This window comes from Stenotrophomonas sp. YAU14D1_LEIMI4_1, assembly GCF_003086815.1.
GTDB lineage: Bacteria > Pseudomonadota > Gammaproteobacteria > Xanthomonadales > Xanthomonadaceae > Stenotrophomonas.
Map to the genome: position 1 here is coordinate 2,024,458 of NZ_CP025997.1, position 13,175 is coordinate 2,037,632.

General features: G+C 68.5%; 13 protein-coding genes. All 13 read right to left on the reverse strand.

What is annotated here, in order from left to right:
• Nucleotides 1–149 precede the first annotated feature (149 nt).
• The 13 genes from C1932_RS09330 to flhF all read right to left on the reverse strand — a co-directional run bounded on the left by C1932_RS09330 (nucleotide 150) and on the right by flhF (nucleotide 13,080).
• The gene (locus C1932_RS09330) at nucleotides 150–2,138 is read right to left on the reverse strand and encodes a chemotaxis protein CheA (protein WP_108761935.1); all 1,989 of its coding nucleotides are present in this window, start codon (nucleotides 2,136–2,138) and stop codon (nucleotides 150–152) included.
• A 53-nt stretch (nucleotides 2,139–2,191) separates the two neighbouring features.
• Complete coding sequence (locus C1932_RS09335) at nucleotides 2,192–2,557, reverse strand: response regulator (RefSeq protein ID WP_038688521.1); 366 nt, start codon at nucleotides 2,555–2,557, stop codon at nucleotides 2,192–2,194.
• The gene (locus C1932_RS09340; protein ID WP_108749540.1) at nucleotides 2,554–2,862 is read right to left on the reverse strand and encodes an STAS domain-containing protein; all 309 of its coding nucleotides are present in this window, start codon (nucleotides 2,860–2,862) and stop codon (nucleotides 2,554–2,556) included. The genes C1932_RS09335 and C1932_RS09340 overlap by 4 nt, the downstream gene beginning before the upstream one ends.
• A 202-nt stretch (nucleotides 2,863–3,064) precedes the next feature.
• Complete coding sequence (locus C1932_RS09345; RefSeq protein WP_108761936.1) at nucleotides 3,065–4,312, reverse strand: chemotaxis protein CheW; 1,248 nt, start codon at nucleotides 4,310–4,312, stop codon at nucleotides 3,065–3,067.
• A complete protein-coding gene (locus C1932_RS09350; RefSeq protein ID WP_108761937.1) occupies nucleotides 4,309–5,091 on the reverse strand; it encodes a ParA family protein in 783 nt (260 codons plus the stop codon). Before C1932_RS09350 ends, C1932_RS09345 begins: the two co-directional genes overlap by 4 nt.
• A 4-nt stretch (nucleotides 5,092–5,095) precedes the next feature.
• Nucleotides 5,096–6,115: a flagellar motor protein MotD gene (motD, locus tag C1932_RS09355; RefSeq protein ID WP_108761938.1), complete on the reverse strand. Its 1,020-nt coding sequence runs from the start codon at nucleotides 6,113–6,115 to the stop codon at nucleotides 5,096–5,098.
• 1 nt (nucleotide 6,116) lies between these two features.
• Nucleotides 6,117–6,857 carry a flagellar motor protein gene (locus tag C1932_RS09360; RefSeq protein WP_108749544.1) on the reverse strand — a complete coding sequence of 247 codons (741 nt, stop codon included), beginning with the start codon at nucleotides 6,855–6,857 and terminating at the stop codon, nucleotides 6,117–6,119.
• 101 nt (nucleotides 6,858–6,958) lie between these two features.
• On the reverse strand, nucleotides 6,959–8,794 hold the full coding sequence (locus tag C1932_RS09365; protein ID WP_108761939.1) for a chemotaxis protein CheA: 1,836 nt from the start codon (nucleotides 8,792–8,794) through the stop codon (nucleotides 6,959–6,961).
• A gap of 2 nt (nucleotides 8,795–8,796) precedes the next feature.
• The gene (locus C1932_RS09370) at nucleotides 8,797–9,402 is read right to left on the reverse strand and encodes a protein phosphatase CheZ (protein WP_108749546.1); all 606 of its coding nucleotides are present in this window, start codon (nucleotides 9,400–9,402) and stop codon (nucleotides 8,797–8,799) included.
• The gene (cheY, locus tag C1932_RS09375; RefSeq protein ID WP_005413247.1) at nucleotides 9,402–9,794 is read right to left on the reverse strand and encodes a chemotaxis response regulator CheY; all 393 of its coding nucleotides are present in this window, start codon (nucleotides 9,792–9,794) and stop codon (nucleotides 9,402–9,404) included. The genes C1932_RS09370 and cheY overlap by 1 nt, the downstream gene beginning before the upstream one ends.
• 19 nt (nucleotides 9,795–9,813) lie before the next feature.
• On the reverse strand, nucleotides 9,814–10,557 hold the full coding sequence (locus tag C1932_RS09380; RefSeq protein ID WP_108749547.1) for an RNA polymerase sigma factor FliA: 744 nt from the start codon (nucleotides 10,555–10,557) through the stop codon (nucleotides 9,814–9,816).
• Nucleotides 10,554–11,441, reverse strand: a complete 888-nt coding sequence (locus tag C1932_RS09385) for a P-loop NTPase (protein WP_108753023.1) — start codon at nucleotides 11,439–11,441, stop codon at nucleotides 10,554–10,556. Before C1932_RS09385 ends, C1932_RS09380 begins: the two co-directional genes overlap by 4 nt.
• On the reverse strand, nucleotides 11,428–13,080 hold the full coding sequence (flhF, locus tag C1932_RS09390; protein ID WP_108761940.1) for a flagellar biosynthesis protein FlhF: 1,653 nt from the start codon (nucleotides 13,078–13,080) through the stop codon (nucleotides 11,428–11,430). The genes C1932_RS09385 and flhF overlap by 14 nt, the downstream gene beginning before the upstream one ends.
• Between the last annotated feature and the right edge of the window lie 95 nt (nucleotides 13,081–13,175).

A 13,175-nucleotide genomic window follows, 5' to 3' on the forward strand; every position in this document is an offset into this window, starting at 1 on the left:
GGGAAACTGCCGGGGCGATCGGTGTCACGTTTGTGGGGTCAGAGCCCTTTTCTGCGAAAAGGGATCTGACCCCGGGGATCTGGCCCCGCAAACAGAACCGCCGCCCAGATGGGCGGCGGTTGGGTGGTGCACAGCGATGTGGGCGGCGGTCAGGCGGCCTGCGGCATGCGCAGCGAGCGCACCAGGCCGCCGATGTCCACGATCAGGGCCACGCGGCCATCGCCGAGGATGGTGGCGCCCGATACGCCGCCGATGCGGCGGTAGTTGTTCTCGATGTTCTTGACCACCACCTGCTGCTGGCCGACCAGTTCGTCCACTTCCAGCGCGATCTTCTGGCCATCGCCTTCCACCACCACCACCAGCGATTCGCTGTTGGCGCGGCGGTTGCCGTAGCCGTAGTACTCGGTGAGCGACAGGATGGGCAGGTATTCGCCGCGCACGCGCAGCACGCGGCCTTCGCCGGCCATGCTGCGGATGTCTTCGGGCTGCGGCTGCAGCGCTTCCAGCACGTAGGCCAGCGGCAGGATCAGCGTTTCGCCGGCCACCGCCACGGTCATGCCGTCAAGGATCGCCAGAGTCAACGGCAGGCGGATCAACGTGCGGGTGCCGCTGCCCAGGCTGCTTTCGATCTGCACTTCACCACCCAGGGCCTGGATGTTGCGGCGGACCACGTCCATGCCCACGCCGCGTCCGGACAGGTCGGTCACTGCATCGGCGGTGGAGAAGCCGGGCTGGAAGATCAGGTCCCAGACCTGCGAATCGGTGGGGTTGTCTGGCACGCTCAGGCCGCGCTCGTGGGCCTTGGCCAGGATCTTGTCGCGGTTCAGGCCGCGGCCGTCGTCGCTGACTTCGATGACGATGTGGCCACCCTGGTGCGAAGCGGCCAGGGTGATGGTGCCGGTCTCGTCCTTGCCGGCGCCGCGACGCACGTCGGGCATTTCCAGGCCGTGGTCGATGGAGTTGCGCACCAGATGGACCAGCGGGTCGGCAATCTTCTCGATCAGGCCCTTGTCCAGCTCGGTACCTTCGCCGATGGTGCGCAGGCGCACCTGCTTGCCCAGGCGGCTGGACAGGTCGCGCACCAGGCGCGGGAAGCGGCGGAACACCGCGTCCACCGGCAGCATGCGCACGCCGATCACCGCTTCCTGCAGGTCGCGGGTATTGCGTTCAAGCTGGTCCAGGCCGGCGAAAAGACGTTCGGCATGCACCGGATCAATCGCATGCGATACCTGCTTGAGCATGGCCTGGGTGATGACCAGTTCGCCCACCAGGTTGATGAGGGCATCGACCTTGTCCACGCTCACGCGGATGGAGGTTTCCGCTTCGGCGGCGGCCGGCGTGGCTGCGGCGGCAGCAGCAGGTGCGGCTGCAGGTGCAGCGGCCGCCGTGAGGGCGGGTGCCGGCGGTGCCTGGGTGGCCAGGCTGGGCGGTGCGGCCGGACGGATATCCAGTTCGCAGTCGTCCAGTACCCAGGCGAACGTGTCTTCGATCTTGCTGCGCGGCACCTTGCCGACCAGGCCCAGGTCCCAGGCCAGGTGGGCTTCCAGCGGGTCCAGCTGGGCAAAGCCCGGCAGGCGGTCCATGCGTGCGGCCACCTGCAGCGAGCCCAGGTGCTCCAGCTCACGGATGATGCGCAGCGGATCGTTGCCGCTCATGAACAGCGACGGCGCCGGAGTGAAGCCGATCTGCCAGGCCTCGGGGGTGTCATCGACCGGGGCGGCCGCTGCTACCGGGGCGCTGGCCGCGGCCTGCCCGGACAGCACCGCTTCCAGGCGGGCCTTTACTGCGGCCACCGACGCCGGGTCGGCGGCCTGGCCATGTTCGGCTTCACGCAGCAGTGCACGCAGCACGTCCACCGAGGACAGCATGGCGTCCACGGCCGTGGCTTCCAGGGCCCGCTTGCCGGCACGCAGCTCGTCGAGCAGTGTTTCCAGCACGTGGGTCAGACCGGCAATGGTGTCGAAGCCGAAGGTGCCGGCGCCGCCCTTGATGGAGTGGGCGGCACGGAACACCGAATTGATGATTTCCGGATCCTGCTGCCCCGATTCCAGGGCAAGCAGCCCGGCCTCCATGGCGTCGAGGCCTTCGCGGCTCTCCTCGAAGAAGGTGGCGTGGAAGCGTTGCAGGTCCATGCTCATGGCAGAGGTAATCCGGAAACGTGGGGAAGGGGCGGTTCAGCAGTGCCGGGCGATCAGCCCAGCACCTTCTGTACGGTGGCGACCAGCTGTTCGGGGTTGAACGGCTTGACCAGCCAGCCGGTAGCGCCGGCGGCCTTGCCTTCGGACTTCTTGTCCGCAGCCGATTCGGTGGTCAGCATCAGCATCGGGGTGAACTTGTAGTCCGGCAGCTGGCGCAGCTCACGGATCAGGCTGATGCCATCCATGTTCGGCATGTTGACGTCGGTGACCACCGCGTTGAAGCGCTGGCCCTTGGCGCGGCCCAGGGCCACGGCGCCGTCTTCGGCTTCTTCGACGGAAAAACCGGCCGAGGTGAGGGCGAAGGAAACCATCTGGCGCATCGACGCCGAATCGTCCACCACCAAGATACGTGCGCTCATGCAGCGTTCTCCACAGATTTCAGGTTGTCATGGGGTACGTCCAGGCCCAGGGCCTGGGTGACGCCCAACAGGCGGGCGGCGTCACGGAAGGTTGCGGTGCAACCGTGGAAGCCGGTGTCCAGCCCGGCCTCGCGGCGGGCCTGCACGAAGGCGCACAGCACCTGCACGCTGGCGGTGTGGATGCGGCCGACCTGGCTTGCGTCCAGGGTCAGCTCGCCTGCTTCCGCCACCAGGGGCGAAAGGCGGTTCTTGAGCTCGGTGCTGCTCTCGATGCCGAGATCATCACCCAGTTCGACAGTGCTCATGATTGCTCCGGACAAACGGTTCCGAGATCCATAACGGCACACCGGCGGGGTTCTTTAGGATTGTTTCGGGGAGAGGGGTATCCACGCATGGCGTGGATCTACCGGGCGATCAGGGTGTTGATCGCCCCGGGCGATGCCGGCGTGTAGATCCACGCCATGCGTGGATGAGGTTCGGTAGATCCACGCCATGCGTGGATGGGATTCACCCCAACAAACGGGTCGCGTCCAGCAGGATCATCGGCCGTTGGCCAATACGGGCTACGCCGCGGAACAGGTCGTTGGAAATCTGGCAGATACGCGCGGTGTCCGGCGGTTCAATCTGCGAATCGGTGAGGTTGGCCACGTCTTCCACGGCCGATACCCGCAGGCCCAGGATCTCGCCGTTCTCTTCCAGCACCACGATACGCGTCTGCGCGTCGTCTTCGGCGGTGGTGGTGCCCAGGTGCAGGCCCAGGTCCATCACCGGTACCACCTGGCCGCGCAGGTTCATGATGCCCAGCATGGCGGCGGCGGTGCCGCGCAGGGGCAGCAGGGGCACGGGAAGCACCACTTCCTGCACTTTCAGCAGTTCCAGCGCGTAGGCCTGCACGCCGCAGCGCAGGCGCAGCCAGCGCGAGGTACGTTCGCCGGCGCGGCGGGCCTGCGGGTGCGGGCTGCTGGCCGGCTGGTGGGCCTGCGATTGCAGTTCCTGCCAGCTGGACGGGCGCGCGCCTGCCGGGGCGTTCACTGCCACGCGCGGCGGCGGTGCCACAGCGGTGCGGGCGACCGGGGCCGCTGCGACGGTCGCGGCGGGCGGAAGCGCTGGCGCCACTGTGGCCGGGGCCGGCACGGCTACCGTTTCACCTTCTGCGGCGGCTTCGAAGGCGGCCTGCAGGGCGGGGCTGTCGATGTGGGCCAGGGCGTGGCTGTCGGCACTGTCGGTTTCGTAGATCACTTCGTCCGGCAGGTCGTCCCAGGTGGGCTCGGGGCCGGTCGGTGCGGCGGGTGCAGGCGCCGCGGCGCTCGCCGGGCGTGGCCCGGCGCTACCGTCGGTGTCTTCCGTTTCGTAGATCACGTCGGCCGGCAGGTCGTCCCAGGTGGGCTCGCGTTCGGGCGCGGCGACGGCCACGGCGTCGAAGGCGGCCTCCAGCGCTGCGCTGTCGCTCTGCGCGGCGGCTTGAACGTCTTCGGTTTCGTAGATTACTTCGGCCGACAGGTCGTCCCAGGTCGGCTCGCGTTCGGGTGCGGCGACGGCCACGGCGTCGAAGGCGGCCTCCAGCGCTGCGCTGTCGCTCTGCACGGCCGCCGGAGCGTCTTCGGTTTCGTAGATCACTTCGGCCGGCAGATCGTCCCAGGTCGGCTCGCGTTCGGGAGCGGCCACGGCCACGGCGACGGCAACCGGCGGCGGCGCCACGATGGCTTCGCCCAGCAGTTCGTCCAGATAGTCGTCCAGTACGCCGGTGGTGCTCATGCCGCCTGCTCCAGTGCGCGCTCGTCTTCGCCCAGGATCCAGTTCAGGGCGCGCCGGTACGCGGCCAGGCCGCGGCCCGGGTAGTCCTCGCCCACGCTGGGCAGGGTCAGGCCGGCGGCGTTGCTGATGCGGGTGTCCAGCGGGATGGCGTCCTCCCAGACGCGGCCGATGTGGCGGTCCTGCATGCTGCGCAGCGATTCGTTGCCCGCGCGGGTGCGGCGGTCGAACAGGGTCGGCAGGATCGAGATCGGCAGCGGGCGGCGGCGCGAGCGCTCGACCATTTCACCGGTGCGCACCATGCCGTCCAGGCCGTGCAGCGCCAGCGGTTCGGCCTGGGTGGGAATGATCAGGCGATCGGCCGCGGCCAGTGCGTTGATCATCAGCAGGCCCAGGGTGGGCGCGCAGTCCAGCAGGATGTAATCGTGCTGGCCCTGGTGGCGGGCCAGCGCGTTCTGCAGGGCCAGGCCCAGGCCGGGCTGGTTGGCGCTGCGGCGTTCCAGCGTGGCCAGCGAGGCCTGCGCGCAGACGTAGTCCAGGCCGGTGATCGGGCTGGGGTGGCTGAGCGTTGCCAGATCGGCCGGCGGTGCGCCGAACAGTTCCAGGACCCCGGCAGGCGCCGGCTCGACCGGCACGCCGAAGGCGCGGGTGAGCGAGGCGTGCGGATCCAGATCGATCAGCAGGACCCGGTGGCCGAGTGCGGCCAGGCCGCGACCGAGGGCGAGGGTGGTGGTGGTCTTGCCGACACCGCCCTTCTGGTTGGCGACTGCCCAGATGCGCATCGGATTACTCCTTCATTGCAGGGGGAACGGCGGCGCCGACATGGCTGCCTGCCGACACCGGCGGCAACTGCACCGGTGCAAGGGGGGAAGGGGGGCGTGCCGTCGCCGCAGCGGCGGTGCTGGCCGCAGGTGCGGCGGAATCGGTCTGGCCAGTGGCGGCGTTCAGGCGCTCACCCAGCGGGTCCACCGCGTGGCTGGTGTCAGCCAGGATGATGACCATCACCCGGCGGTTGCGGTTGCGGCCCTGTGCGCTGTCGTTGGCATCGCGCGGGCGGAACTGACCGTAGCCGACCATGGCCAGGCGCGAGGGCTGCACGCCCTGGTCGGCGAACAGGTGGACCACGCTGGCGGCACGCCCGGCCGACAGTTCCCAGTTGGACGGGAAGGTGGCCGTGGCAATCGGAATATTGTCGGTGTGGCCTTCCACGCGCACGCTGTTGGGCACATCGCGCAGCACCTCGGCCAGGCTGGCCAGGGTCTGCCGCGCATGCACGTCCAGTGCCGCCGAACCGGTGGGGAACAGGATGTCACTGTTGATCTCCACCTCGATCCACAGCTCGGTGCGGCGCACGCTGATCATGCCGCGGTCGATCAGCGGCGATAGTGCGGCGGTCAGGCGGTCGGCGATGCTGTTGAGCTGGCGCTCGGCACGGGCGATCTGTTCCTGGTTGTGCACCGACACCGGCATGCGCATCTGCGAGGCCATCGACGGCAGCAGAGTGGGGTCGTGCGAGGGCGCCGGCGCGGACGGGCCGATCTTGGTGCCGGACTTGATGACCGAGGGGCTGTCCCAGCCGCCGCCCTGCACCTGCTTGTTGCCCACCTGCACCGGATTGATGGTGCGCGGGGCGCCGCCGAACGCATCGGTAAGCGCATCGGCCATGATGCGGTACTTGCCCTCGTTCACCGAGGAAATGGCGTACATCACGACGAAGAACGCCAGCAGCAACGTCATCAGATCGGCATAGGGGATCGCCCATGCTTCATGGTTGGCGTGCTCTTCGTGGTGCTTGCGGCGGGCCATGTCAGTGCAGGAAGCCGGAAAGGTTGGTTTCGATGTTGCGCGGGTTCTCGCCCTGGGCAATCGAGATCAGGCCTTCGATCACCATCTCGCGGTCGCGCGAGTTGTGGGCGATCACGCCCTTCAGCTTGGCCGCGATGGGCAGGAACAGCAGGTTGGCCGAGGCGATGCCGTAGATGGTGGCGGTGAACGCGGCGGCGATGCCGTGGCCCAGCTTGCTGGGGTCGGCCAGGTTCTTCATGACGGCGATCAGGCCCAGCACGGCACCGATGATGCCCAGCGTGGGCGCATAGATGCCCATGGCTTCGAACACCTTGGCGCCGGCCTGGTCCTGGTGCTCCTGGCTGCCCAGTTCGATTTCCAGCATGTGCCGGATCGATTCGGGCTCCACGCCGTCCACCAGCAGCTGCAGGCCCTTGCGCAGGAACGGATCGCGCTGTGCTTCCACCTGCGATTCCAGGCCCAGCAGGCCTTGGCGGCGGGCGATGTTGCTCCATTCCACGATCTGCTGGATCAGTTCGCGACGGTCGCTGTGCGGCGGGCGCACGACCCAGCGCACGATCTTGAAGGCGTGCTTGAACACGGCCGGCGCGGTGTGCAGCAGGATGGCCGCCACGGTACCGACGATCACGATCACGAAGGCAGCCGGCGACCACAGCGAGGCCAGGCCGGCGCCCTTCAGGATGCTGCCGCCGACCAGTGAGGCCAGGGCAAGGAAAAGTCCAATGAGGCTGAGTCTATCCATGGGTCCGGTATCGGCGTGTGTGAATGGGACTTGAGACACCGGTGGCGCGTGTACAGACGGTAGTCACAGTTTTCGGGGTGCCGGGCTGGGCCCGGCCGGGTTCATCTCAGCCCGTCCACGTCCAGGATCAGGGCCATGCGGCCATCGCCGATCAGCGTTGCCCCGGCATAGCCGCGCAGGCCGCGCAGCGCCTTCGGCAGCGGCTTGATCACCACTTCTTCGCGGCCGCGCACCTGGTCCACCACCAGCCCGAAGCGGGCCTCGCCGGCCTGCAGCACCACGATGGTCAGCAGGCTGGAGGCGGCCGGGGTGACATCCAGCCACTGCCGCAGATCGATCAGCGGCAGGGTGTGCGAGCGGCGGTCGAGCACGGCGCGGCCATCGAACCAGCCCAGCGAGGTGCGCGGTGCATGCAGCACTTCCATCACGCGGGCCAGCGGCAGGGCGTAGACATCTTCGCCGGCCTGCACCAGCAGGGTCGGCAGGATGGCCAGGGTGAGCGGTACGCGGATCAGGAAGCGGCTGCCGCGGCCCAGTTCAGACTGGATCTGGATCTGTCCGCTCAGTTCGCGGATGCGCGACTGCACCACGTCCATGCCCACGCCACGGCCGGAAATATCGGTGACCTGCTGCTTGGTGGAGAACCCGGGCAGGAACACCAGGTGCAGGCATTCCTCGCTGCTCAGGCGGGCGGCGGCTTCCGGATCGATCAGACCCTTCTCGCGTGCCTTGGCGCGCAGCTTTTCCGGGTCGATGCCGGCGCCGTCGTCCTGCACTTCAATGCTGACGTAGTCGCCTTCCTGCTGTGCCGACAGGCGCACATGGCCCATGCGCGGCTTGCCTTGTGCTTCGCGCAGGTCCGGCATTTCCACGCCATGGTCGATGGCGTTGCGCACCAGGTGCACCAACGGATCGGCCAGCGCTTCCACCAGGTTGCGGTCCAGTTCGGTTTCGGCGCCGATCAGTTCCAGATCGACTTCCTTCTTCAGCGAACGGGCCACATCGCGGGCCACCTTGGGGAAGCGCGAGAACACCTTGCCGACCGGCTGCATGCGGGTGCGCATGACCGCCGACTGCAGGCGTGCGGTGGCGATATCCAGGGTGGACACGGCACGGTCCAGCTCTTCATCGCGCAGGCGGGTGCGCAGCGTCTTCAGGCGGTTTCGTGACAGCACCAGTTCGCCGATCAGGTTGACGATGGCGTCCAGGCGCTTGGTGTCCACGCGCACGGTGTGCTCGGCTTCGGCCAGCGGCTTGGCAGCAGCGGGCTTGGCCGGCGCAGCGGCAGGTGCCGCCGCTGGGCGCGGTGCCGGGGCGGGCGCTGCAGCCACCGGCTTGCTGCCGGGTGCGGCGCCGCCATGCAGCTGGTCCAGCAGGGCCTCGAATTCGTCTTCGCTGATCAGGCCATCGTCGGCCTTCTTCGCCGGGGCCACGGCCGTGGGCGCGCCGCCGCCGTGCAACTGGTCCAGCAGGGCTTCGAATTCATCGTCGGTGATCAGGTCACTGCCGCCGGCGGCCGGCGCCGCCGCCGTGTTGGCACTGGCCGCGGGTGCGGTGCCGCCATGCACGTCGAACTGGGCGATCAGTTCCGGCGGGGCGTAGCCTGGTTCGGTGCCGGATGAAACGGCGTCGAGCATGGACTGCAGGTAGTCCAGCGACTGCTGCGCCGCGTCGAAGTGGTGCGACTGCAGCACGGCCTGGCCGGCACGGGCCGAACCCAGTGCCTCTTCGGCGGCGTGGCACAGCTCGACCATGGCGGTGATGCCGAGGAAGCCGGCGCCGCCTTTCAGCGTGTGGTAGCCGCGGAACACGGCATTGAGCTGGTCGCTGTCCTGCGGTGCCTGTTCCAGCGACACCAGCTGTTCGCCCAGGCGATCGAGGATCTCCTGTGCTTCGATGATGAAATCGGCAGTGATGTCGTCGGCAACCGCGCTCATGCTTACAGCCCCAGGTCCGACAACAGGTCGTCGGCGTCGTTCTGCGAGACCGCGTGGCGGTCCAGTCCCTTCAGTGCCGGCCCGGCCAGTTCCGGGTCGGTGCGATGCTGTTCCGGTGGCAGGCCGAGCGCGCCGAAGCCTTCGTGCACGCGGCGGACGATGCCGACCACGCGACGGATGATCTGCCCGGTCAGGTCCTGGTAGCTCTGGGTCAGGGCGATCTCGGTCAGGTTGTGGCGGATGCGCTCCAGCTGCACGTCCTGGCCGGGCTGCAGGCCATCGGCGCGCAGCTGTTCGGTCAGGGCGCGGCATTCTTCGGCCAGGTCCAGGGTGCGGTGGGTGGCCTGTTCGGTCATGGCCACCACGTGGTCCAGGCGCGCGCAGGCGTCATCCAGCTCGCCGGCTTCGTCGGGCACGGTCGGCAGCTCGCCCAGGGCCTGGCCCAGTTCACGGGCCAGCCGCGAAAGGCCGCTCATCATCGGCTGGGTGCGTGCGGCTACCAGGCTGTCGATGCGCTGGCGCCAGGCGCTCTCATCGCCTGCTTCCAGTGCATCCAGTGCTTCCTGCAGGCGCAGGGCCAGGGCGCTCTTGTCGACCGTGGTATCCATCAGGCGCTGGCCGCCAGGCGTTCGAAGATCTTGCCCAGCTTCTCTTCCAGCGTCTGCGCGGTGAACGGCTTGATGATGTAGCCGTTCACCCCGTTCTGTGCCGCTTCGATGATCTGCTCGCGCTTGGCTTCGGCGGTGACCATCAGCACCGGCAGGGTCTTCAGCTTGGCGTCGGCGCGGATGGCCTTGAGCAGTTCGATGCCGGTCATGACCGGCATGTTCCAGTCGGTCACCACGAAATCGAAGGGCTGGCTCTGCAGCAGTGACAACGCAGCATGCCCGTCCTCGGCTTCGGCGGTATTGGTGAAGCCCAGATCGCCCAGCAGGTTCTTGACGATGCGACGCATGGTCGAAAAGTCGTCAACGATCAGGATGCGCATGTTCTTGTTCAAAGCAGAGTTCCTTTGTTGTTCAATTCTCGAGGCCGGCGTCGGCCGCCTCGAAGACTTTCAGTCGGCCACGCAGGCGCAGCACTGCCTGGCCATGGATCTGGCAGACCCGCGATTCGCTCACGCCGAGCACCGCGCCGATCTCTTTCAGGTTCAGTTCCTGCTCGTAGTAGAGCGAGAGCACCAGCTGTTCGCGTTCGGGTAGGTGGCCGATGGCCTTGCCCAGTTCGCGCCCGAATTCGCCGCGCTCCAGCACCTGCTGCGGGGTGGGCCCGCCCTGGGCGATGGTGTCCAGTTCGCCTTGGTCTTCGATGCGCGATTCCAGGCTCAGCACCTGGCCGCGCGAGGCGTCTTCCATCAGGCGCAGGTAGTCGGGCAGTGGCATTTCCATGGCCGCGGCCACTTCGGTGGCGCTGGCGGCACGGCCGCTGCTCTGTTCCAGGCGGCGGATGGTGGCGGCGGCATCGCGGGCGCGGCGGTGCACCGAGCGCGGTACCCAGTCGCCACGGCGGATCTCGTCGATCATCGAGCCGCGGATGCGGATCGAGGCATAGGTTTCAAACGAAGCGCCCTGGTCGGCGTCGTAGCTGCGCGAGGCCTCGATCAGGCCCATCATGCCGGCCTGGATCAGGTCGTCCACTTCCACGCTGGCCGGCAGACGCGCGGCCAGGTGGTGGGCGATGCGCCGCACCAGGTCCGAGTGCTGCACGATCACATCGGTGGCCGAGGCGCGCTGCACCTCTTTGTACTGGGCTGCGCCTTTCATGCGGTCACCCCGCGCTGCTTCAGGATGCGTTCCAGGAAGAATTCAACACCACCGCGCGGCTCAGTCGGGGCCTGCCAGCGCGCGGTGCGGCGGGCAATCTCGGTGATCGCCAGCGCGGCCGGGCTGGACGGGTAGGCCTTCACCACCGGCTGCTGGCGCTGCACCGACAGGCGCAGCCAGTCATCCTGCGGCACGCAGCCCAGGTAGTTCAGCGAGACATCGGCCAGGAACTTCTCGCAGACGCGGGTGAGCTTTTCATACAGCACGCGGCCTTCGTTGGGGTCGCGCACCATGTTGGCCACCACCTGGATGCGGTCCACGCCACGTTCGCGCGACAGCACCTTGATCAGTGCGTAGGCGTCGGTGATCGAGGCCGGCTCATCGCAGACCACCACCACGGTGTCCTGCGCGGCCTGGCAGAAGGTCAGCACGCCGTCGTTGATGCCGGCGGCGGTGTCCACCACCATGATGTCCAGGTCGCGTTCCAGTTCGGAGAACACGTTGACCAGGCCCACGTGCTCGGCCGGGGCCAGTTCGGCCATGTGCCTGCGGCCCGACGCGGCCGGGACCACCAGAACGCCGTTGGGGCCTTCGATGATGACATCGTCCAGCGAGCAGCGGCCGGCCACCAGATCGGCCAGGGTGAAGGTCGGGTTCAGGCCCAGGATCACGTCGATGTTGGCCAGGCCCAGGTCGGCGTCCAGCAACAGGGTGCGCTTGCCCATGCCCGCCAGCGCCACGGCCAGGTTGGCCGACACGTTGGTCTTGCCCACGCCGCCCTTGCCGCCGGTCACCGCAATGGTGCGCACAGGGCCCAGCGGCTCGCTGCGGGTGGCCGTCAGCGGGAAGGTGGTGGTCAGCTTGGCGTACTCACGCGACGGCATGGTTCAACTCCGGGTTGCAGGGCATATCGGCCGCTCGGCGCAAATCTTCAAGGCGAAGTACAAGATTGGCTGCAGATGCACGGTGCAGGTCGTCCGGCACGTCCTGGCCGTCGGTCACCCAGGTGATCGGCAGCTGGTGGTCCACGGCCACCGACAGGGCGTTGCCGAAGCGGCCGGTCTCGTCCAGCTTGCTCAGCACCAGGCCCTGCAGGTTGGCCGCGCCGAAGCGGCGGACCACCTCGTCCATGTCGCCGAAGCTGGTGTTGGCCGGCAGTACCAGCAGGGTGCGGACCTGGCGGGCGGCGCGCAGCCACTGCAGCTGGGCGGCCAGGGCGCGGTCGCGCGGGCCCAGGCCGGCGGTGTCGATCAGCACCAGCTTGTAGTCCTTCAGGCGTTCCAGCAGCTGGTCCAGGTCGGTGCCGCTGTTGGCTTCGTGCACCGCGATGCCCAGCTGGCGGCCGTAGCCGTACAGCTGTTCACGGGCGCCCACGCGCAGGGTGTCGGTGGTGACCAGGGCCACATCGCGGGCGGCGTGGCTTTCGGCGAAGCGCGAGGCCAGCTTGGCGATGGTGGTGGTCTTGCCGGCGCCGGTGGGGCCGACCAGGGCGATCACACCACCTTCTTCCAGCGGATCGACCGGGGCGATCGGCAGCTTGCGCGAGATCAGCCCCAGCATCAGGCCGCGGCCACGGTGGGCCTCGGTCTCGGCCGGAATCTGCATGGCCACGTCGCGGGCCAGGCCGGCATCGAAGCCGTACTCGTCCATCAGGTCCAGCGCGGCACCGCGCACCGCATTGCCACGCAGGCGTTCGTCGGTGAAGCGGTTCATCTCGCGCTCGATCACCTGGCGCATGCCAGCCACTTCCTGGCGCAGCTGGCGGATCTCGGCGTCATCCTGGGCCACCACGGTCACCACCGGCGCCGGCATCAGCTGCGGGGCGGGTTCGGGCTGCGGCGCGGCTGCGGCCAGTGCCGGCGCCGGCTGGTCGGTGATCACTGCCGGCTCGGCGGCGATCACGGCGGCCGTCGGCGCTTCGGCCGTCATCGGCAGCGGCGGCGGCAGGGCGGCAGTGTCCTGCGGTTCGTCGTGCGGCGGATCGATCAGGAAGCGGGCGCGGTTGATCGGGGCCGGCGCGGCGGGCGCAGCGGCCGGTGCCGGCGGGGCGACGACGGCCTGGGCGAACGGGGCGAAAATCTGTTCCGGCAGTGCCGGTTCGTTGACGCTGGCGCGGGCCAGGGTGTCGGCGAAGCCGGTGCTGCCGCGGGTCGGCACGATCTCGTCGGCGCTGTCCAGGGTGCGGCCGGTGGCACCCACGGCGGCGCGGGCCAGGGCGGCCACGGCCGAGGTGGTGGCCGCGATCGGTTCCGGCGCCCGGGTGGCGCTGCGGCGGCGGGTAACCGCGGCGATGACGGCATCGGCGGCGGTGCGCGGCTTCGGTGCCGGCGGCGGCGCGACATCGCGGCGCGAGGCATCCAGTGCGCGCTGCACCACGCCTTCGTCGTAATGGGCGGCGGCCACGATTTCGATGCCTTCTTCGATCCGGCGGTTGGACAGGATCACGGCATCGGGCCCGTGTTCCTTGCGCACCAGGTTCATGGCCGAGCGCATGTCGGCGGCGACGAAGCGTTTGATTTTCATGCTGTGATCACGGGTCGAAGACGGCGGATTGGCGGTCGGAGAACGCGGGTGGTCGGTGGTCTGCACGGTTCGGGTTCCCCTTGGAATCTGTCGGT